Annotated in this window: 25 protein-coding genes and 1 riboswitch; of the genes, 16 read left to right on the forward strand and 9 right to left on the reverse strand. The window is 45.1% G+C overall.

Features of this window, described 5'->3' with window-relative positions; translation table 11 throughout:
* The first annotated feature begins 3 nt into the window (after window positions 1-3).
* From menB to mntD, 7 genes are all read left to right on the forward strand, one after another.
* Window positions 4-822 carry a 1,4-dihydroxy-2-naphthoyl-CoA synthase gene (gene menB / locus CVV77_RS11725; protein ID WP_003219322.1) on the forward strand — a complete coding sequence of 273 codons (819 nt, stop codon included), beginning with the start codon at window positions 4-6 and terminating at the stop codon, window positions 820-822.
* A gap of 90 nt (window positions 823-912) precedes the next feature.
* The gene (locus CVV77_RS11730) at window positions 913-2,373 is read left to right on the forward strand and encodes an o-succinylbenzoate--CoA ligase (protein WP_100275472.1); all 1,461 of its coding nucleotides are present in this window, start codon (window positions 913-915) and stop codon (window positions 2,371-2,373) included.
* Window positions 2,370-3,485, forward strand: a complete 1,116-nt coding sequence (gene menC / locus CVV77_RS11735; protein ID WP_100275473.1) for an o-succinylbenzoate synthase — start codon at window positions 2,370-2,372, stop codon at window positions 3,483-3,485. The genes CVV77_RS11730 and menC overlap by 4 nt, the downstream gene beginning before the upstream one ends.
* A gap of 280 nt (window positions 3,486-3,765) precedes the next feature.
* A complete protein-coding gene (gene mntA / locus CVV77_RS11740) occupies window positions 3,766-4,686 on the forward strand; it encodes a manganese ABC transporter substrate-binding protein/adhesin MntA (protein WP_100275474.1) in 921 nt (306 codons plus the stop codon).
* 18 nt (window positions 4,687-4,704) lie between these two features.
* Complete coding sequence (gene mntB / locus CVV77_RS11745; RefSeq protein ID WP_100275475.1) at window positions 4,705-5,457, forward strand: manganese ABC transporter ATP-binding protein MntB; 753 nt, start codon at window positions 4,705-4,707, stop codon at window positions 5,455-5,457.
* A 5-nt stretch (window positions 5,458-5,462) separates the two neighbouring features.
* Window positions 5,463-6,770, forward strand: coding sequence for a metal ABC transporter permease (locus tag CVV77_RS11750; RefSeq protein WP_100275689.1), 1,308 nt, complete (start codon window positions 5,463-5,465; stop codon window positions 6,768-6,770).
* Complete coding sequence (mntD, locus tag CVV77_RS11755; protein WP_100275476.1) at window positions 6,760-7,647, forward strand: manganese ABC transporter permease MntD; 888 nt, start codon at window positions 6,760-6,762, stop codon at window positions 7,645-7,647. Before CVV77_RS11750 ends, mntD begins: the two co-directional genes overlap by 11 nt.
* An 18-nt stretch (window positions 7,648-7,665) precedes the next feature.
* On the opposite strand, the gene CVV77_RS11760 is transcribed toward mntD, so the two are convergent.
* Genes CVV77_RS11760 through CVV77_RS11770 form a run of 3 tightly spaced genes read right to left on the reverse strand, consistent with a single transcriptional unit; the run spans window position 7,666 to window position 10,292 of the window.
* Window positions 7,666-7,824, reverse strand: coding sequence for a DUF1540 domain-containing protein (locus CVV77_RS11760; RefSeq protein ID WP_003238057.1), 159 nt, complete (start codon window positions 7,822-7,824; stop codon window positions 7,666-7,668).
* A gap of 53 nt (window positions 7,825-7,877) precedes the next feature.
* The gene (locus CVV77_RS11765) at window positions 7,878-8,918 is read right to left on the reverse strand and encodes a cytochrome d ubiquinol oxidase subunit II (RefSeq protein ID WP_100275477.1); all 1,041 of its coding nucleotides are present in this window, start codon (window positions 8,916-8,918) and stop codon (window positions 7,878-7,880) included.
* 42 nt (window positions 8,919-8,960) lie between these two features.
* Window positions 8,961-10,292: a cytochrome ubiquinol oxidase subunit I gene (locus CVV77_RS11770; protein ID WP_003238054.1), complete on the reverse strand. Its 1,332-nt coding sequence runs from the start codon at window positions 10,290-10,292 to the stop codon at window positions 8,961-8,963.
* Window positions 10,293-10,497: 205 nt separating this feature from the next.
* On the opposite strand from CVV77_RS11770, the gene CVV77_RS11775 reads away from it, so the two are divergent.
* A complete protein-coding gene (locus CVV77_RS11775) occupies window positions 10,498-10,746 on the forward strand; it encodes a type B 50S ribosomal protein L31 (RefSeq protein WP_100275478.1) in 249 nt (82 codons plus the stop codon).
* Between the two features lie 119 nt (window positions 10,747-10,865).
* Window positions 10,866-11,429, forward strand: a complete 564-nt coding sequence (locus CVV77_RS11780) for a beta-class carbonic anhydrase (RefSeq protein ID WP_003238052.1) — start codon at window positions 10,866-10,868, stop codon at window positions 11,427-11,429.
* Here the strand turns inward: CVV77_RS11780 and yidD are convergent.
* Entirely contained in the window at window positions 11,426-11,653 is a 228-nt protein-coding gene (gene yidD, locus CVV77_RS11785; protein ID WP_003238050.1) for a membrane protein insertion efficiency factor YidD, read from the reverse strand. The genes CVV77_RS11780 and yidD overlap by 4 nt on opposite strands.
* A gap of 127 nt (window positions 11,654-11,780) precedes the next feature.
* On the opposite strand from yidD, the gene CVV77_RS11790 reads away from it, so the two are divergent.
* A complete protein-coding gene (locus CVV77_RS11790; protein ID WP_100275479.1) occupies window positions 11,781-12,254 on the forward strand; it encodes an S-ribosylhomocysteine lyase in 474 nt (157 codons plus the stop codon).
* 119 nt (window positions 12,255-12,373) lie between these two features.
* The gene (locus CVV77_RS11795) at window positions 12,374-12,811 is read left to right on the forward strand and encodes a FixH family protein (protein WP_019259266.1); all 438 of its coding nucleotides are present in this window, start codon (window positions 12,374-12,376) and stop codon (window positions 12,809-12,811) included.
* On the opposite strand, the gene ytzI is transcribed toward CVV77_RS11795, so the two are convergent.
* Complete coding sequence (gene ytzI, locus CVV77_RS11800; RefSeq protein WP_003238044.1) at window positions 12,805-12,945, reverse strand: YtzI protein; 141 nt, start codon at window positions 12,943-12,945, stop codon at window positions 12,805-12,807. The genes CVV77_RS11795 and ytzI overlap by 7 nt on opposite strands.
* 130 nt (window positions 12,946-13,075) lie before the next feature.
* On the opposite strand from ytzI, the gene CVV77_RS11805 reads away from it, so the two are divergent.
* From CVV77_RS11805 to ytkD, 3 genes are all read left to right on the forward strand, one after another.
* Complete coding sequence (locus tag CVV77_RS11805) at window positions 13,076-13,513, forward strand: Dps family protein (RefSeq protein ID WP_003238042.1); 438 nt, start codon at window positions 13,076-13,078, stop codon at window positions 13,511-13,513.
* 166 nt (window positions 13,514-13,679) lie between these two features.
* Window positions 13,680-14,084, forward strand: a complete 405-nt coding sequence (locus CVV77_RS11815; RefSeq protein ID WP_100275480.1) for a phage holin family protein — start codon at window positions 13,680-13,682, stop codon at window positions 14,082-14,084.
* 211 nt (window positions 14,085-14,295) lie between these two features.
* Window positions 14,296-14,772 carry an RNA deprotection pyrophosphohydrolase gene (gene ytkD, locus CVV77_RS11820; protein ID WP_019259264.1) on the forward strand — a complete coding sequence of 159 codons (477 nt, stop codon included), beginning with the start codon at window positions 14,296-14,298 and terminating at the stop codon, window positions 14,770-14,772.
* A 25-nt stretch (window positions 14,773-14,797) separates the two neighbouring features.
* Here the strand turns inward: ytkD and CVV77_RS11825 are convergent, their stop codons facing one another.
* The 3 genes from CVV77_RS11825 to CVV77_RS11835 are packed head-to-tail and all read right to left on the reverse strand — an operon-like array spanning window position 14,798 to window position 17,384.
* Complete coding sequence (locus tag CVV77_RS11825) at window positions 14,798-15,610, reverse strand: ABC transporter permease (RefSeq protein ID WP_019259263.1); 813 nt, start codon at window positions 15,608-15,610, stop codon at window positions 14,798-14,800.
* On the reverse strand, window positions 15,585-16,367 hold the full coding sequence (locus CVV77_RS11830; protein WP_003238035.1) for an ABC transporter ATP-binding protein: 783 nt from the start codon (window positions 16,365-16,367) through the stop codon (window positions 15,585-15,587). The genes CVV77_RS11825 and CVV77_RS11830 overlap by 26 nt, the downstream gene beginning before the upstream one ends.
* A gap of 12 nt (window positions 16,368-16,379) precedes the next feature.
* The gene (locus tag CVV77_RS11835; protein ID WP_100275481.1) at window positions 16,380-17,384 is read right to left on the reverse strand and encodes an ABC transporter substrate-binding protein; all 1,005 of its coding nucleotides are present in this window, start codon (window positions 17,382-17,384) and stop codon (window positions 16,380-16,382) included.
* Between the two features lie 149 nt (window positions 17,385-17,533).
* Here CVV77_RS11835 and CVV77_RS11840 point away from each other — a divergent pair, with 149 nt between their 5' ends.
* Together CVV77_RS11840 and CVV77_RS11845 are read left to right on the forward strand one after the other, a co-directional pair.
* Window positions 17,534-18,307, forward strand: coding sequence for an alpha/beta hydrolase family protein (locus CVV77_RS11840; protein WP_100275482.1), 774 nt, complete (start codon window positions 17,534-17,536; stop codon window positions 18,305-18,307).
* Window positions 18,308-18,358: 51 nt separating this feature from the next.
* Window positions 18,359-18,601, forward strand: a complete 243-nt coding sequence (locus tag CVV77_RS11845; RefSeq protein WP_003238029.1) for a DUF2584 domain-containing protein — start codon at window positions 18,359-18,361, stop codon at window positions 18,599-18,601.
* Window positions 18,602-18,639: 38 nt separating this feature from the next.
* Here the strand turns inward: CVV77_RS11845 and pckA are convergent, their stop codons facing one another.
* On the reverse strand, window positions 18,640-20,223 hold the full coding sequence (gene pckA / locus CVV77_RS11850; RefSeq protein WP_100275483.1) for a phosphoenolpyruvate carboxykinase (ATP): 1,584 nt from the start codon (window positions 20,221-20,223) through the stop codon (window positions 18,640-18,642).
* Window positions 20,224-20,420: 197 nt separating this feature from the next.
* A riboswitch (SAM riboswitch) is annotated at window positions 20,421-20,559 on the forward strand.
* Window positions 20,560-20,580 lie beyond the last annotated feature (21 nt).

Genomic DNA, 20,580 nt, shown 5'->3' on the forward strand with positions numbered 1-20,580 from the left:
CATATGGCTGCAGAATGGAAAACAAAACGGACATACGATGAAATATTGTATGAAACGTATAATGGTATTGCAAAAATAACAATCAATCGCCCTGAGGTACATAACGCGTTTACCCCTAAAACGGTTGCTGAAATGATTGATGCGTTTGCTGACGCGAGAGACGATCAAAACGTCGGGGTTATCGTGCTTGCAGGTGCCGGAGACAAAGCATTTTGTTCTGGCGGAGACCAAAAAGTGCGTGGCCACGGCGGATATGTAGGAGACGACCAGATTCCGCGTCTAAACGTACTGGATCTTCAGCGTTTAATCCGCGTCATTCCGAAACCGGTTGTTGCGATGGTTTCCGGATATGCGATCGGCGGAGGCCACGTGCTTCACATCGTATGTGACTTGACAATCGCTGCCGACAACGCGATTTTCGGACAAACAGGCCCTAAAGTGGGAAGCTTTGACGCTGGTTACGGTTCTGGCTACCTGGCTCGAATCGTTGGACACAAAAAAGCTCGTGAAATCTGGTACCTGTGCCGTCAGTACAACGCGCAGGAAGCACTGGACATGGGTCTTGTCAACACAGTCGTTCCTTTGGAACAACTTGAAGAAGAAACGATTAAATGGTGTGAAGAAATGCTTGAAAAAAGCCCGACCGCACTTCGTTTTCTTAAAGCTGCGTTTAACGCGGATACGGACGGACTTGCTGGAATTCAGCAGTTTGCAGGGGATGCTACCCTTCTTTACTACACAACAGATGAAGCAAAAGAAGGCCGTGATTCCTTTAAGGAAAAACGCAAACCTGATTTCGGACAGTTCCCTCGTTTCCCGTGATCAGCAATACTTAGTAAACAAACAGCTTGAGACTTTGCGGTCCAAGCTGTTTTCTTTTCAATACAGACATTTTACCTCGGAGATGATGACATGCTGACTGAACAGCCCAACTGGCTCATGCAACGGGCACAGCTGACACCTAAGAGAATCGCTCTCATCTATGGAGACCAAACCGTGACATTTGCAGACTTGTTTGCTGCGTCTAAGCAAATGGCGGCGCAGCTTGCTGCTCATTCGGTTCGGAAAGGGGACACTGCGGCTATTTTGCTCCAAAACCGTACAGAAATGGTTTACGCCGTTCACGCTTGTTTTTTGCTCGGTGTTAAGGCAGTGCTTCTGAATACGAAGCTGTCAACACATGAAAGGCTGTTTCAGCTGGAGGATTCCGGCGCCCGCTTTTTACTGACAGATTCAAGCTTTGATAAGCAAGATTATGAGCACACCCTTCAAACTATTGATGTGGACGAACTTGCCCAAGTAAACGCAAAGGAAATTACGATCGAGAATTATATGCAATTGGATAAAACGGCAACGCTGATGTATACGTCGGGTACGACAGGCAAGCCTAAGGGAGTTCAGCAAACGTTCGGAAACCATTATTTCAGTGCGGTGTCATCCGCGCTTAATTTGGGTATAACAGAACAAGACCGCTGGCTTATCGCATTGCCGCTCTTCCACATCAGCGGATTGTCCGCGTTATTTAAATCTGTGATCTACGGAATGACTGTCGTGCTTCACCAGCGCTTTTCCGTAAGCGATGTGCTGGATTCTATCGCCAGGCATCAAGTGACAATGATATCTGCGGTGCAGACAATGCTGTCCAGTCTTTTGGAAGAAACAAGCCGCTGCCCTGAAACCATCAGATGCATCCTGCTCGGCGGAGGCCCTGCACCGCTGCCGTTGCTTGAGGAATGCCGTGAGAAAGGATTCCCTGTCTTTCAGTCCTATGGAATGACAGAGACATGCTCACAAATCGTCACCCTGTCGCCGGAATTCAGTATGGAAAAGCTCGGATCTGCGGGGAAACCGCTGTTTTCATGCGAAATTAAAATAGAGCGGGACGGACAGGCATGTGAACCGTTTGAACACGGTGAAATCATGGTCAAAGGCCCGAATGTCATGAAAAGCTATTTTAACCGGGAGAGCGCAAACGAAGCTTCCTTTCAAAATGGCTGGCTGAAAACAGGTGATCTTGGGTATTTGGACAGCGACGGCTTTTTATATGTATTAGACAGACGTTCAGATCTGATCATATCAGGCGGAGAAAACATTTATCCGGCTGAAGTGGAGTCAGTGCTGCTTTCACACCCCGCTGTGGCCGAAGCCGGTGTTTCAGGTGCTGAGGACAAAAAATGGGGGAAGGTGCCCCACGCCTATCTTGTCCTTCACAAGCCTGTAAGCGCAGAAGAATTGACCGCCTACTGCAAAGAACGCTTGGCGAAATATAAAATTCCGGCGAAATTCTTTATACTGGACAGCCTGCCGCGCAATGCGTCTAATAAGCTCTTGCGAAATCAGCTGAAGGATGCGCGTAAAGGAGAACTGCTATGATCGAAATAGAGAAAATTACGCTTTACCATTTGAGCATGAATTTAAAGAAACCGTTCAAAAACAGTATTGAAACGCTTCAAGAGCGTAAATTTCTGATCGTGGAAGCCATTGATACATCCGGTGTCACAGGCTGGGGAGAAGTATCTGCGTTCTCTTCGCCTTGGTACACCGAAGAAACCATTGGCACATGTTTGCACATGCTAAAGGATTTTTTTATTCCCAATGTTGTCGGACGTGAATTCAAGCACCCTTCCGAAGTTCCGGACAGCCTGGCGCGATATAAAGGAAACCGAATGGCAAAAGCGGGACTTGAATCGGCTGTCTGGGATATCTATGCGAAAAAGAAGGGCATTTCCCTTGCCGAGGCATTGGGCGGGACAAGAGATAAAGTTCCTGCCGGGGTAGTTGTCGGCCTGGCACCTCTTGACGATATGCTGAAGGAAATCGAGAGCTATCAAAAAGAAGGATATCAAAGAATAAAAATTAAAATTCAGCCTGGGCAGGATGTGGAATTAGTCAAGGCCATCCGCAGCCGGTTCCCAAACATCCCGCTTATGGCCGATGCCAATTCCTCATACGAGCTGAAGGATATCAGCCGTTTAAAGGAGCTTGATGAGTACCATTTAATGATGATTGAGCAGCCTCTTCAAGCTGATGACATCGTTGATCACCGCCACTTGCAGAAACATTTGAAAACGGCCATTTGCCTTGATGAAAGCATTTGTTCGGCTGATGATGCGAGACGGGCGATTGAGCTCGGAAGCTGCAAAATCATTAATATTAAGCCTTCCCGTGTCGGCGGCTTAACAGAAGCCTTAAAAATTCATGATTTATGCAGAGAGCATCATATGCAGGTTTGGTGCGGCGGAATGCTGGAAACTGGCATTTCCAGAGCCCAGAACGTGGCGCTAGCTTCACTGCCGCAATTCACAATACCTGGTGATATTTCTTCATCCTCACGTTATTGGGATGAGGATATTGTGACCCCTGATATCCGTATTGATAATGGATTTATTTCTGTTTCAAAACAGCCTGGTTTAGGGGTTGAGGTGAACCAGGACATTATGCGAAAATATGTGACCAAAATGGATGTTTTCACGCAACATGGATAAGTAAAAAGCATTTTGCCATTTTGAAAGAATGTCAGTGTGCTGTTATAGTAAAATCGTTCGTTGAATACATCCCTTCTCGTTTGGACCGGCTGCTAACCCAGCCGGTTTTTTTGTGAAAATTGTCCTTGACAAAAGTGGGCAAACGCGATAATTTTGCACTAAGGAAACTTTTTGTCCTAACTAAATAAAATATGCTTTTGGCTAATTTAATGTCACATGTCTAAGAAATGAAAACATAAGATAATATAAGCGAACATTGATGGCAAAGAGGAGGGTAAAAATGAAACAGGGACTGATGGCAGTAGTGCTTTTGACCTGCTTTGCTCTAACGGGATGCGGTACGGATTCAGCCGGAAAAAGCGCTGATCAACAGTTACAGGTAACGGCAACAACATCCCAAATTGCCGATGCAGCCGAAAACATTGGAGGAAAGCATGTAAAAGTCACCTCTTTAATGGGGCCGGGAGTCGATCCGCATCTTTACAAAGCTTCACAGGGTGACACGAAAAAACTAATGTCAGCCGATGTTGTTCTGTACAGCGGATTGCATTTGGAGGGAAAAATGGAGGACGTTCTCCAAAAAATCGGCGAACAAAAACAAGCAGCGGCAGTCGCTGAGGCTATACCGAAAAACAAGCTCATTTCTGCAGAAGAAGGCAAGACGTTTGATCCGCACGTTTGGTTCAGCATTCCGTTATGGATCTATGCAGTGGATGAAATCGAAGCGCAATTCAGCAAAGCGATGCCTGAGCACGCGGATGATTTTAAGAAAAATGCCAAAGAGTACAAAGAAGATTTGCAATATTTAGATAAGTGGTCGCGCCAGGAGATCGAGAATATTCCGGAGAAAAGCCGTGTGCTTGTCACTGCTCACGATGCCTTTGCCTACTTTGGGAAAGAGTATGGATTTCAGGTGAAAGGCCTGCAGGGGCTCAGCACAGATTCGGATTACGGATTAAAGGATGTTCAGGAACTGGTCGATCTTTTGACAGAAAAACAAATAAAAGCTGTTTTTGTAGAAAGCAGCGTATCTGAAAAATCAATCAATGCAGTGGCAGAAGGGGCTAAAGAAAAAGGCCATACAGTCACAATCGGCGGTCAGCTTTATTCGGATGCCATGGGTGAAAAGGGCACAAAAGAAGGCACTTACGAAGGAATGTTCCGCCACAATATCAACACGATTACCAAAGCGCTTAAATAAAGAAAAGAGGTGATGGATATGTTCCCTGTTGAGCTCGACAATGTAACGGTCGCTTATCATAAAAAGCCTGTTCTGCAGGAAATTTCACTGCAGGTGCCGGAAGGAAAACTGATTGGCATTATCGGTCCAAACGGCGCGGGAAAATCAACCTTGATCAAAACCATTCTCGGTCTTGTGCCCCGCGCTTCAGGAGACATTTCTATTTACGGCAAAGACTATAAGGATCAGCGGACAAGAATCGGATACGTTCCGCAGCGCGGCTCGGTTGACTGGGATTTTCCCACAAGCGCGCTCGATGTTGTGCTGATGGGGAGATACGGCCGCATCGGCTTATTAAAAAGGCCAAAAAAAACTGATGTGGAGATGGCGAAAGCCGCTTTAGAAAAAGTCGGGATGCTTGATTATGCGAAAAGGCAGATCAGCCAGCTGTCTGGCGGCCAGCAGCAGCGTGTGTTTCTTGCCCGGGCGCTCTGCCAGGACGCCGACATTTATTTTATGGATGAACCGTTTGCCGGCGTTGATGCAGCGACGGAGCGGGCGATTATGACGCTTTTGGCAGAACTCAAACAAAAAGGAAAAACAGTGCTTGTCGTCCACCATGACCTGCAGACCGCCGAGGATTATTTCGATTGGATCCTACTGCTTCATCTAAGAAAAATCGCTTTCGGACCGGCGGAAAACGTTTTTACGATCGAAAACCTGCAAAAAACATATGGAGGAAAGCTGACGTTTCTAAAAGATAAAGTGCTGGCAGAAGGACAGAAGGGGTGAGCGCATTGTTTGAAAGTTTGTGGCTGCAGCTCCAGCATCCAAATACACAGTGGGTGCTTGCGGGCACGCTTTTGCTCGGGGCGGCAAGCGGTGTTTTGGGCAGCTTTGTGCTGCTGAGAAAGCAAAGTTTAATCGGTGATGCGATGGCTCATTCAGCTCTGCCGGGCGTGTGTCTCGCTTTTCTGTTCACCGGGCAAAAATCACTGCCTTTCTTTTTGCTGGGGGCAGCACTTGCAGGTTTGCTTGGAACGTGGTGTATTCAGCTGATTCCGCGGCTTTCAAAAACAAAAGAGGACTCGGCGATTGGGATTGTTCTCTCTGTGTTTTTTGGCGTCGGAATCATACTGCTGACATATATTCAGCAGCAGGGGGCGGGAAGCCAAAGCGGGCTTGATTCTTTTTTATTCGGCCAGGCCGCTTCATTGATCAGAGAGGATATCATTCTGATTGCAGGAATATCCGCTGTTTTATTGCTTCTTTGTATTGTTTTCTATAAGGAGTTTACATTGATTACTTTCGATCTCGCGTTTGCAAAGGGGTTGGGAATGCCGGTTCGTTTTTTAAACGGGCTTTTGGCTTGCCTTATCGTCTGTGCTGTCGTCATCGGGCTTCAGACAGTTGGTGTGATATTAATGGCGGCTATGCTGATTACGCCTGCCATAGCTGCAAGGTATTGGACCGAGCGGTTAACCGGAATGATGGTCATTGCCGGGATCATAGGCGGTGTAAGCGGCGTGGCTGGAACCTTGCTGAGCACGACGATGAAGGGCATGGCGACAGGGCCGTTAATGATCTTATCAGCAACAATGATCTTTCTATTTTCAATGATTTGCGCGCCTAAGCGTGGATTGGCAGCAAAAGCAATAAGGCTGATAAGGCTGCGGCGGAAAACAAGCCGAGAGCAGGTGCTGCTGACGATTTATGAGCAGTATGAAAAGAAGGATCTTTATGTAACGGCTGAAGGTGTAAGAAAGAAAAGGCGGATATCCCCTGCATTATGTCTTAAGGTATTGAATGACTTGGAAAAAGAGAGGTGCATCGTGCGTATCGAAAACAGGGTTTGGCAAATGACACGCACTGGGATAGAAAAAGGCTATCACATCGCTTTGAAGCAACGGATGTATGAAGTGTACCTCATGCATGAAATGGAGCTTGCGAATATAGAATTCGATCAGGATCATTTTGTCCCGGATCGTTTGCCTGAGGAAACGAGAGAGCGGATTTTTTCACTCTTAAAGCTGTATGGACGGATGCCTGAGCTTCGAAAGGCGCCCCCTGATGCCGAGAAGGGACAGATCGCAAATGAGTTTTGAAGCATGGATTATAGCTACTGGTGTACTAGTCGGTGTGAGCTGTGGGCTGATCGGCACATTCTTGGTGTTGAGAAGAATGGCAATGCTGGCCGACGCGATCAGCCATACTGTGTTGCTTGGCATCGTCGGTGCTTTTCTTGTGACAGGAAGTCTTGACGGGATTCCTATGTTTATCGGGGCGGCAGTATCTGGACTGTTAACGGCATTTTTGGTTCAGCTTCTCCACAGCAAGGGGGTTCAATCAGATGCCGCCATAGGCGTTGTTTTTACATCCTTATTTGCAGTCGGCGTCATTTTGCTTTCTGTGTATGGAGCGAATGTCCATCTTGATATTGAGCACTCGTTAATGGGAGAAATCGCTTTTGTGCCGTGGAATACGATTACAGTATTCGGAGTTGACATCGGGCCGAAAGCGTTTTGGATGCTGGCAACTGTTCTGGTTTTAAATGTATTGTTGATCAGTATGTGCTATAAGGAGTTCAAAATCGCTTCGTTTGATCCGCAAATGGCTTTAGCTCTGGGAATACCGGTTTTGCTGATTCATTATGTGCAAATGGGCATGCTGTCGCTGACGACCGTTGCTTCCTTTGATTCGGTGGGTGCTGTATTGGTTGTGGCCATGCTGATTGTCCCGCCTGCTGCAGCTCATTTGCTGACTGACCGGCTGCTTTATATGTTGATCCTCAGCGCGGTGATTGGAGGGCTTTCAGCGGTCATGGGCTATTTCTTCGCAACGTGGCTTAATGTTTCGATTTCCGGAGCGATGGCGGCCATGACAGGTGTATGTTATACAGGTGCCTTTTTGTTTTCACCTGCAAACGGGGTCATGACAAAAAAACTGAGAACATTAAACATGCGAAAAGAAAGAGCTGGCTGAGGCAGCTCTTTCTTTTGATTACAAATCATGCGGCTTAAACGTTTTGCAGTCCGTTTCCCGGCTGTTTTCAGCCGTTTCACCAGTATGACTGACAACATAAATGGCATCAGCGGTGCATTTGTTCCCTTTGTCCCAATAAGAACAGTTGTTGACTTCGCATAGAATTTTCTGCTCCATGCCATCCCCTCCTTATCAAGGTTCTGCCTTAGTATAGCCGGCGGGTTTGTCCTCTATTCCTCCTGACGGATATACCGCTTATCTCGCATAAACATTTTCCAGAAGAAAAAGAAGCCCGGAAAGAGGATGATAAATGCAACAATATACGTCGCAAACAGCGCTCTGAACGTTGCTGGTTCTGTGAAGCCCGACATAACTGTCACATCAGGATAAATCATATAAGGGAGATGCGCCCGCCCGTACGCGTAGCTTGCCAGAAAATACTGTATCGCAATCGCGACAAGTGCAAGCCGCGGCTTTCCGATGTTTTGGCCAAAGCTCTTGTTAGGCAGAAAAAGAGCAATTCCAGCAATGACAAATGTAATGAACGATGCAATAATCCAGGAGAAATCATTCATCATGCCGCTATACAGCCAGTTTGCCTCATTCCGCATTGTCAGCATAATGCATACAGCAAACAGGAGTGAAATAGGGCCGGTAATCATGGCGCTTTTTCTGTAAGCGCGGTAGGCATCCTGTTCCTCCGCCACATTTGAAAAATCAGCAAGCAGCAGTGAGGATAAAAATAAAGTGCTTAAAATCGCAAACCCGATAAATGAATAGGCGTTCGGGCTTGAAAAGATTTTAGACATATTTAAGTTATAGATTCCGTCCGTTTTTTCTATAAACCCTCCGTGCGTCACAGGAAGCACCAAAATTAAAATAGCAGGGATGATAAAGCCGGAGATGCCGGAAATATATCTTAGCAATTTTCGTTCTTTCGCTGTGTTTGAAAAAACGAGAAACCCGCTTCGGATCGCTAAAAGCAGTAAAATCATGCTTCCAGGAATTAATAAAACGGTTCCGAGCACAAATGTCGCGCCCGGAAAAAAGCTGAAAAGCGCCACAACGATGGCCACGATGAAGACATTTGTTACCTCCCAAGTCGGGGACAGAAAGCGGTTCGCGATGTCGGTGGCCTTCATGTGCTCCTTGTTTAAATAGATCATAGACCAAAATCCCGCTCCAAAATCCATTGTCGCCATGACGGCGTAGATAAACACAAAACCCCAAATAATTGAGATGGCGATCAGAGCGTCAGTTGAAATGTCCATTTATCGATCTTCCTTCCATTTGGTTTCCTGTTTGCGGAGCCGTTACGACTCCGCTGTATTTAAATCTTCGTCAACCGGGTGTTTGCGGAAATAGTACAGCAGCACGTAGACGACAGCTGCGCCCAACACGGCGTAAACGAATGTGAAAAATAAGAAGAGCACCCCGATCGAGCCAGTCGTCGTCACAACATCCGACGTTTTCAGGAGATGATAGATGACCCAAGGCTGCCTCCCCGTACAGGCGAAAATCCAGCCAAATTCAATGCCGATGATGCTAAAAGGGCCTGCCGTCATAAAAATGACCAAAAGCCACGTTGGGAAACGGTCTTTCTTTAGCACCTTTCTCCAGACCACACCGATAATGGAATAAAGGATGAGCAGCATTCCTACTCCGACCATCGCATTAAAAAGCGTGTGAATAAACAGCGGCGGCCATTCGTCTCTCGGAAATGCATTTAATCCTTTTACAACTGTGTCAAAGCGGTTCGCTGCTAAAAAGCTTAACGCCCATGGAATCTCAATTGCCCATTTTACTTTTTCTTCATTTGGGTCGGTAAAACCGCCGATAGCAAGAGGGGCGTGAGACCTTGTTTCAAACAAGCCTTCGGCACCGGCTAATTTTTCGGGCTGATATTCATAAAGCATCTGTGCAGATTCGTGTCCATTCAAAGCGGTCAGCAATGAAAAAATACCGCCGATCGTCAGTGCGAGCAAAAGGGCTTTCCGGTGAAAGCGATAGACCTTTTCCTTTTTTCTCGTCCGGATCATTTTATATGCAGCCACAGAAGCCACGATAAAAGCTCCCGTCATAAACGCGGATAAAACGACATGGCCGGCAGTGATAAAAAAGCTTGGGTTAAAGAACGCAGCCCACGGATCAACATCTGTAATTTTTCCGTTTGAAATTTTAAAACCGGCCGGCGTTCCTTCAAAGGCGTGAACATTCGTAATCAGAACAGCTGACGCTGCGGCGCCGACTAATACAAAGAAAACAGCAACAATCCTCATAGCCGGTGACAAACGGTCTGCGGCATATACATAAATCGACATGAAAAGGGCTTCAACAAAAAAAGCATAGATCTCAATTTGAAATGGCAGAGACATGACCCGGCCGATGACTTCCATAAATCCCGGCCATAAAAGCGCGAGCTGAGTGCCCGCAATCGTCCCGGTCGGTATGGCGACCCCCAGCAAAACGGCTTGCGCTTTCGTCCATCTTTTCGCCATGATCGCATAATGGTCATCTTTCGTTTTTTGATAGATCAATTCCGCCACTAAAATCATCAGCGGCAGACCGACTCCAAGCGTTGCAAAAATGATATGAAAGCCCATTGTCGTGCCAAAAAGGCTTCTAGCCAAAACTAAATCATCCACAAACGTAAACCACCTTTCTAAAAAGACGTTCTGTATGTATTTTGGGTTTATTATTTGCTTCCTCGGTTAGATTATTCTTCCTATTCTTAAATGCCGTGAGGTTTACGATGCGAAAACCTAGGGAAGGATGTAAGGAGATTGACAAAACGTTTGTGAGGATATAAAATAAAACGTAATTATTACGATTTGTAGAAAGGGGATAGACATGAAAGAAGGAATTCATCCAAAGAACCACAAAGTCATATTTCAGGATGTCAACAGCGGCTACCGTTTTCTCAGCACCTCTACTAAAACATCTAATGAAACAGCAGAGTGGGAAGACGGCAACACATATCCGGTCATTAAAGTAGAGGTCAGTTCTGCCACGCATCCGTTTTATACAGGCCGCCAGAAATTCAATGAAAAAGGCGGACGAGTGGAGCAGTTCAAAAAACGCTATAATATGGGGAAATGAGGCAGACCTGAGGGTTTGTCTTTTTTTCTTGCTCAGTTTGATTTTTGATAAGATGACGAAAAGACAAATGCTGTGATATATTGAAGAGTAAAAAGACCAGAAAGGAATACAGCTAGCTTATGAGCCTACTAAATGATATTCTTGAATTTAACAAGACATTTACTGAACAAAAGGAGTACGAAAAGTTTCAAACATCAAAATTCCCAGATAAAAAAATGGCAATTCTTTCTTGCATGGACACTCGTTTGGTTGAATTGCTGCCGCATGCAATGAATATGCGAAACGGTGATGTGAAAATCATTAAAAGTGCTGGTGCGCTTGTGACACACCCATTCGGAAGCATCATGAGAAGTTTGCTCGTCGCAGTGTATGAGCTGAACGCAGATGAGGTATGTGTGATCGGGCATCACGATTGCGGCATGAGCAAAATCAGCAGCGAAAGCATGCTTGATAGAATGAAAGAAAGAGGAATTCCTGAAGAACGCATCGAAACATTAAAGTACTCCGGTGTTGACTTCGATCAGTGGTTTAAAAGCTTTGATTCAGTGGAAGCTAGTGTAAAAGACAGCGTAGACGTTATAAAACATCATCCGCTGTTCCCGGAAAATGTTCCTGTCCATGGGTTAGTTATTGATCCTAAAACCGGAAAGCTGGATCTTGTCGTAAACGGCTATAACGCTTAATGTTTTCGTTTCTTTTCAGGAACGGGATCGACTCCTCCCGGATGTAACGGGTGGCATTTCAAAATCCGTTTGATGGTCAGCCACCCACCTTTTAGAGCGCCATGCGTTTTAATCGCTTCGATTCCGTATTGGGAACAAGTCGGATAAAAGCGGCATGTTGGCGGTGTCAGCGGCGAGATGAATTTTTGATATCCTCTGATCAGAGCGATAAATAGGGTTTTCATATTTCTTCAGCAACCTTTCTGATGCAAGTATAAGAAAAAAAACGCAGATTGAAAAGTTATTCGATAATTCTTATCGGAAAGGTATGTTATAATGAATGTACATTTTTAAAAAAGGGAGAGTGCCATTATGCCTTCAGTAGAAAGTTTTGAGCTAGATCATAATGCTGTTGTTGCTCCATACGTAAGACATTGCGGCGTGCATAAAGTAGGAACAGACGGCGTTGTTAATAAATTTGATATTCGTTTTTGCCAGCCGAATAAACAGGCGATGAAGCCTGACACCATTCACACACTTGAGCATTTGCTCGCGTTTACGATTCGTTCTCACGCTGAGAAATACGATCATTTTGATATCATCGATATTTCTCCAATGGGCTGCCAAACAGGCTATTATCTTGTTGTGAGCGGAGAGCCGACACCAGCGGAAATCGTTGCTCTTCTTGAAGATACAATGAACGAAGCAGTAGAAATTACCGAAATTCCGGCCGCAAATGAAAAGCAGTGCGGCCAGGCGAAGCTTCATGATCTGGAAGGCGCTAAACGTTTAATGCGTTTCTGGCTGTCACAGGATAAAGAAGAATTGCTAAAAGTATTTGGCTAAACAGAAAGGGACCTTTTTGCACTTAAGCAAAAAGGTCTTTTTTGTGACGTCTTCTTTTTTATATACCATTTGCTGTAAGCGTTTGCTACTATTTAGGTAAACGATGAAAGGGTGATGGCATGAAAAAAATGTTGGTTGTTCTGCTTTTTTCTGCTTTTTTGCTTAATGGATGCGGATCTGGCGAAAACAAAGCAAATACAGCTGAGACGCCCGAGGTATTGGATGTCAAGCTGACCGGACCTGAAAAAGTAAATCCCGGAGAAAGTGCCGCTTATGAAGCAGCGGTATCATATGGTGACGAAGCTGTGACGGATGCTGATGAAGTGGAGTTTGAAGTGTGGAAAGAAGGAGAAAAAGACGCCAGCCAAATGTATAAAGCGAAACAGGAAAAAGGCGTATATCGATTGGAAACAACGTTTAAGGAAGATGGTATATACACTGTCCAATCCCATGTCACAGCAAAAAAACAGCATAGCATGCCGACCTTAAAAGTCCAAGTCGGAGACGCCGATGCTGCCAGCAATCAGACTGAAGACGAGCATTCACACAATCATTGACGTTTTGAATCAGAGCGAGTTTCTTGCGGGGGATCGATGGTGTGCTTTACATTATAGGCTTTCACAGTCGTCCAAATGGTGACAAGCAAAACAGCCAGCACAATCAAAATACTTACCGTAATGAGAAGCGTCATGACATTCCACCTCCCGTTTTTTAACAATTGTAGCATAGCAGAAGAAATTGTGACAGATAAGGGTAAAAAAGAGGTTTTAACGTACGATATAAAGGGTATACATAGTCATATAACAAGGAGGAAGATAATCATGTCAGAACAATTGATTCAAGCAGTGAACAAACAAGTAGCCAACTGGACAGTCATGTATGTGAAACTACATAATTATCATTGGTATGTGAAAGGGAAAGATTTCTTCACTCTTCATGAAAAGTTTGAAGAGCTGTATAACGAAACGGCAACTTATATTGATGACTTAGCAGAACGTCTTTTGGCACTGAACGGAAAACCAATTGCGACAATGAAGGAATCCTTGGAAACAGCTTCTGTAAAAGAAGCGGAAGGAAATGAAACGGCTGAACAAATGGTTCAGAGCGTATATGATGATTTCACAGTCATCGCGGAAGAGCTGAAAAACGGCATGGATTTAGCTGATGAAGTCGGTGATGAAACAACAGGGGACATGCTTCTTGCGATCCATCAAAATATTGAAAAACACAACTGGATGCTGAAAGCTTACCTGGGATAAACCCAAAAAAGAAAGGCCGGATGTCTTATAAAAGACGTCCGGCTTTAATTTTGTATCCAAATTAAAATAGGCGACAACCAGTCCATTTTTCTGAAAAATCCAATCCGTTCGGCTTGTTTTCCATAGAATATCGTAAGGCCGTTTCTGTGAAAGGATGTTGGTATAAATGGATAGAGACTTTGGCATCTTTTCGTTTTTAGCAGTCAGCGTTTCAGCAGCGGGGTTTTTCTTCGGAGGTTTTCAATATTCATTCCTGATTTTGCTCTCTCTTATGGCCATTGAATTTATCAGTACGACCTTGAAGGAAACGATTATTCACAAGCTGGCGTTTAAAAAAGTATTTACCCGGCTTGTCAAAAAATTAGTCACGCTGGCTCTGATCTCTGTATGCCACTTTTTTGATCAGCTGCTGAATACACAGGGGTCAATACGTGACTTGGCTATTATGTTTTATATTCTTTATGAGTCTGTGCAAATTGTAGTGACAGCCAGCTCTCTCGGCATACCGGTTCCTCAGATGCTCGTCGATCTTTTAGAAACGTTAAAAAATAAATTCAAACGCAAACCGTAACTTTTAGCTGTTCACGGGTCATAATAAAGCCCAGAGCGCCAGTCGCACATTCTGGCAAAAGGCACGGCAAAAAACTGTACGAGCTGGTCTGCATGTTTTAGACCCTGATGGCGTGCTGGGTTTCCCTAATTTTTTGATAAAAGGCTTCCGAAGAAACATAACTGTGGTATGATGTATGGAAGATAGCTAGGAACGGATTTGAGGGATAAACATGTACGAGTTTAAAGATTATTATCAGAATACTGTTCAGCTTTCCTTTGACAATCAGCCTTTCTCGGACAGCCCAAAGCATGTCTGGGTGATTTGCCGTTTTGGCGGCAAATGGCTTTTAACAGAACATGAGGACAGAGGCTATGAGTTTCCAGGCGGGAAAGTAGAGCCGATGGAGTGCGCAGAAGAGGCGGCGCTCCGGGAAGTAAAGGAAGAGACGGGTGCGAGAGTGAAAAGCCTCAAGTACCTCGGACAGTATAAAGTTCTCGGTAAAGAAAAAGTGATTGTGAAAAATATATATTTTGCAGATATAGAAAAGCTTGAAAAGCAAGCTGATTACTTTGAAACGAAAGGCCCGGTTCTGTTTCATGAGCTTCCGGAAAACCTTTCCCGCAATAAAAAATTCAGCTTTATTATGAAGGATTCCGTTCTTCCGATCAGTTTGAAAAAACTGAAAGAAGCTGGATGGATCGAATGAAAACCCGGCACATGTGCCGGGTTTTTTATGTCCTGCCCTTCGTCCATTTCTTTTCCAGAAGCTCTACGCCCTGATACATCAGAGTGGCAAATATGGCGATGATCAGCAGGCTTAAGAAGACGAGCGTGAAATTGAAGACTTGGAAACCGTAAATAATCATATATCCCAACCCGACCTTAGAGACAAGGAATTCCCCTACAATGACGCCAACCCATGATAACCCGACGTTTACTTTCAGTGTTGAAATAATAGCGGGGGAGGATGCGGGCAGAATCACTTCTTTAAAAATGACCCATTTTTTTGCACCGAATGTTTTCATGACTTTTATATAGTTTTCGTCAACCTCTTGAAAGGCGGTGTACACGACGATGGTGGTGATAATGACGCTGATGATGGCCCCCATCGCAATAATGCTGATAAAACTGGGACCGAGCGCAACAATCAGGATCGGGCCCAGCGCCACTTTCGGCATTGCATTCAAAATAACGAGATACGGATCTAAAATTCTGGCAAGCCGGTTGGACCACCATAACAAAGCAGCGAGGCACGTGCCCATCAACGTCCCAAGCAAAAAGCCAAGCACCGTTTCAAATAAAGTGACGCCGATATGTGACAGTAAAGACCCGTCACCCAGTTTCTCCAGCAATAAACGCCATACAGCTGACGGAGAGCTGAAGATCAGCGGATCAATCCAGCCGAGCCTGCTGGAGATTTCCCAACCCGAGAAAAAGAGAATAAATATGGCAAGCTGAAAGGAATGTACATTCCATTTTTCCTTTTTCTGTTTTAATTGATATTGCTCGTGAAGCAAATCAATGGTTTCTTTGCTGCTTCTCAAGAGAATTCAGCTCCTTCCATATCGTTTGAAAAAGCGTCTGGAAGGATGGCGCCTGGCGGGCGTCAAAAGGCATCATCGCGGCCAATTCCTTAGGAATGGTAAAAATCTGATGGATGGTGCCTGGCTGGTTTGAAAATAAATAGATCGTATCGCTCATCGCTATCGCTTCCCCAATATCATGAGTGACAAGCACTGCTGTTTTTTGATACTCCTTTAATGTACGGAATACCAGGTTTTCCAATGACAGCTTTGTCTGAAAATCAAGCGCGGAAAATGGCTCATCCAGCAAAAGCAGACTTGGATCTGGCGCAAGAGTTCTTGCAAGTGCGGCCCGCTGGCGCATTCCGCCCGACAGCTCTTTCGGATATTTCTTCTCCACATCTATGAGGCCGAACTCCGGCAATAGACCGAGTGCAGCGGCCTTGCTTTCTTCCGTCAACGTGTCGGCGATTTTTAGACCGAGAAGCACATTTTCCTCGATAGATTTCCAGGGAAATAAGTAATCCTGCTGAAGCATGTAGCCAATGTTATGTTCTTTTTGATTTGGCTCACGTCCTTCAATCAGAACTCTGCCTTCCGATGGCTCAATCAGGCCGGCAATAATGGAAAGCAGTGTTGTTTTTCCGCAGCCGCTTGGGCCGAGAAATGAGATGAAATCACCTTTTTCAGCATTGAAATGAATATCCCGCACGGCCGTTGTTTTTTCTTTAACAGAAAAATAAGTATGGGTTACATGGTCGACATGTAAGAAAGACATAAATGGCGCCTCCTATTTTTCCGAGGTGACTTTTTCGGCAATTTGTTTATTTACTAGCTGATTGTATGGAATGTGCTTCGGCAGTTCTCCCGATTGATCCATAATGGTTTGGAGCAGCTCCCATTCTTTTTCGTTGAGCAGAGGGTCTGGCGAATACGAATGCTGCTTTTTATAGCGTTCAATGGATGTTTCGATGACTTCTGGATCGGTATCATCAAATTCATCTTTAATGGCGTCTGTGATGTCCTTCGCCGAGTGGTTTTCCACCCACTGCTGCGCCTTATAAATGGCTTTTGTAAACTTGACGGCTGTGTCTTCATGTTTCTTCAGATAGCTTTGTTTCGCCATAAAAGTCGTATAAGGAACCTGGCCTGATTCTTCTCCGAAAGAAGCTACGATATGGCCGATGCCTTTTTTCTCAAAGAGAGAAGCTTGCGGTTCAAAGAGCTGTACATATTCGCCGGTTCCAGAAGCAAATGCATTGGCGATATTGGCGAAGTCTATGTTCTGGATAAGGTCAATATCCTTATGCGGGTCAATTTTATGTTTGTTCAGCACATACTCGCCGACCATTTGCGGCATGCCTCCTTTTCTCTGGCCGAGAAACGTTTTTCCTTCCAGCTGATCCCAGTCAAAGTGTGCAACATCTTCTCTCGCGACAAGGAACGTTCCGTCTGTCTGGGTCAGCTGGGCGAAATTAATGACAGGGTCTTTAGCCCCTTGCGCTTCGACATAAATAGATGTTTCTGACCCGACAAGTGCGATGTCTGAGCCGTTTGAAAGAAGCGATGTCATCGTTTTGTCGCCGCCCCATGTCGTGTTTACATCAACATCAAGCCCTTCTTCCTTGAAAAATCCTTTAGACTCAGCAACATATAAAGGCGCGTAAAAAATCGAATGGGTCACTTCAGCTACTTTGACTTTGGTGAGCGTTTCTTCCTGCTTGCAAGCCGCCAGGGCGATCATCAGAAATATACTGCCAACACAGGCGCAGCCCAGCCTTAACCATTTGTTCACATAGACAACCTCCTATTTAGCATCAAGTTAATATCCTTTTTTGCTTTACATATCGTATGATGGGTATAAAAATGTGTGAATGCCTAATCAGGTTCTCCGGATGTAATTTTGGAGGAAGGAAAGCATATAGAAAAAAGGAGGCGGGTGCTTTGATTGTTGAGAAAAGAAGATTTCCGTCGCCAAGTCAGCATGTACGTTTGTATACGATCTGCTATCTTTCAAATGGCTTACGGGTAAAGGGGCTTCTGGCTGAGCCGGCGGCACCGGGACAATATGACGGATTTTTATATTTGCGCGGCGGGATTAAAAGCGTGGGCATGGTTCGGCCGGGCCGGATTATCCAGTTTGCATCCCAAGGGTTTGTTGTGTTTGCTCCTTTTTACAGAGGAAATCAAGGAGGAGAGGGCAATGAGGATTTTGCCGGAAAAGACAGGGAGGATGCCTTTTCTGCATTTCAACTCCTTCAGCAGCATCCAAATGTCAAGAAGGACAGAATCCATATCTTCGGCTTTTCCCGCGGCGGAATTATGGGAATGCTCACTGCGATTGAAATGGGCCGGCAAGCGGCTTCATTTGTTTCCTGGGGAGGCGTCAGTGATATGATCCTTACATATGAGGAGCGGCATGATTTGCGGCGAATGATGAAAAGAGTCATCGGCGGAACACCGAAAAAGGTGCCTGAGGAATACAAATGGAGAACACCATTTGACCAAGTAGATAAAATTCAGGCCCCCGTGCTATTAATCCATGGAGAAAAAGACCAAAACGTTTCGATTCAGCATTCCTATCTATTTGAAGAGAAGCTAAAACAGCTGTATAAGCCGGTGGAGACGTGGTATTACAGTAAATTCACACATTATTTTCCGCCAAAAGAAAATCGGCGTATCGTACGGCAGCTCACACAATGGATGAAAAACCGCTGACGGTGAAATATGGTATGATAAAGAAAAAAGAGAACGAAAGGGGATTTCACTTTGGGAATGCCTGTTGAATTTAATACACTGATTGTGACAAAAGGAAAAGAAGTTCGCATAGATGAAAATATATTCACGTTAGAGAAAGAGGGATACCGTGTGTATCCGATGGAGATTCCGATGGATGTACGCAAAACAAAGTTTGGCGAAAAATCGGGCACAGCTGAAGTGCAGAAGCTTCAATGGGAAGACGGCCGGACCATCATTACGTACAAGCTGACTTCACTGCATTCTGTCAATTAAAACAAGCCAAGAGCATAATTGCTCTTGGCTTTTGCTTTCTAAACGAGAGGGCCGCCAGCCTGTGCAATGGCATCTGTATGTGTGAACTTTTTAAAATTCTCTTTGAATTCATTTGCGAGGTAGATAGCCTTTTCTCTGTATTCTTCCTTGTTGTTCCACGTGTTTTCCGGCTGAAGGATATGATCGGGAACGCCAGGAACGTGAAGTGGAATGTGCAGGCCGAAAATATCGTCAGTCATCATTTCTGCATCCTCTAATTGGCCTTCAATCGCTGCTTTGACCATCGCTCTTGTGTAAGAAAGCTTCATGCGTTCGCCTGTGCCGTAGCCGCCGCCAGTCCAGCCGGTATTGACCAAGTAAACGTCTGCGCCGTGTTCATCGATCTTTTTGCCGAGCATTTCAGCATAGACGTGAGCAGGAAGCGGCAGGAACGGTGAGCCGAAGCATGTGGAGAATGTCGTCTCAGGAGACGTCACACCGCGTTCGGTTCCGGCAAGTTTACTCGTATAACCGCTTAAGAAATGGTACATCGCCTGCTCCTTCGTCAGTTTGCTGATCGGCGGCAGGACCCCGAATGCATCAGCCGTTAAAAATACAATTGCTGACGGGTGGCCTGCCATGCTTGGGGTCACGATGTTGTCAATCATATGAATCGGGTAAGCAGCCCGCGTATTTTCGGTATAGAAGGAATCATCATAATTGGCTTCCCGTGTATCTTCATCAACAACAACATTTTCGAGAACAGACCCGAAGCGAATCGCATTAAAGATCTGAGGCTCCTTTTCTTCGCTTAAATGAATGCACTTGGCGTAGCATCCGCCTTCAATATTAAAGACGCCTGTGTCAGACCAGCCGTGTTCATCGTCGCCGATCAGCTTGCGGTCAGCATCGGCTGACAGTGTGGTCTTGCCTGTTCCAGATAGTCCGAAGAAAAGGGCGACATCGCCTTTTTCACCGACATTGGCGGAGCAGTGCATAGATAAAATATCTCTTTCAGGGAGCAGGAAATTCATAATGGAGAAAATGGATTTCTTCATTTCGCCGGCATACTCTGTTCCGCCGATTAAAATCGTCCGCTTTTCGAAAGAGACAATAATAAAGGTTTCGGAATGTGTGCCGTCTGTTTTTGGATCCGCTTTAAAATGCGGAGCAGAAAGAATGGTAAACGGCTGTTCAACTGTTTTCTTATCATTGCCTTCCGGACGGATAAACAGCTGTCTGGCGAATAAATTGTGCCATGCGAACTCATTTACGACGGTGATCGGCAGCCTGTATTTTTCATCTGCTCCGGCAAATCCTTCGAAAACAAACAGCTCATCTCGCTGTTTCAGATAGCTGACAACCTTCGTGTACAGCCGGTCAAATGCTTCTTCTGAAATCGGCTGATTCACCGTGCCCCAATCGATCTTATTTTTCGTGCTTTCTTCCTCCACGATAAATTTGTCTTTAGGTGAACGTCCTGTGTAAGCGCCTGTTGTCGCCCGAACAGCACCCGTGGATGTTAAAATGCCTTCGTTCCGGGAGAGTACTTTTTCTGTAAGCTGTGCTGCTGATAAATTATGACGCACATTTGGACTTGTTAATAAGGCTTGTAAATCAGCGGTCAAATCAACTGAGTTCATATGAAACCTTCCTTTATCGTTTTTTGTGTTTTGCTAATTGTGAATTAGTATAACATATATTTTCAAATAGTCTATACTATTTATCATTTTTTTTGTGTGTGTTTTCCAATGTTTTCCCTCGATATAGGTGCCTATTTCTTCTGAATCATATTGACATTGCAAACCCTTTTACGATAAGATATTTCATTGAGCGGATACTCTTATCCCGAGCTGGCGGAGGGACAGGCCCTATGAAGCCCAGCAACCGGTTTCTCTGTTATTTATTATGTTCAACTGTGTGAGACAACCAAGGTGCTAACCTGTTGCAAGGTTGTATGATTCCTTGAGCGATAAGAGTGAAAGGCACAAAGTCCAAAC

It is taken from the genome of Bacillus sp. SN1, assembly GCF_002796895.1.
Lineage (GTDB): Bacteria > Bacillota > Bacilli > Bacillales > Bacillaceae > Bacillus > Bacillus inaquosorum.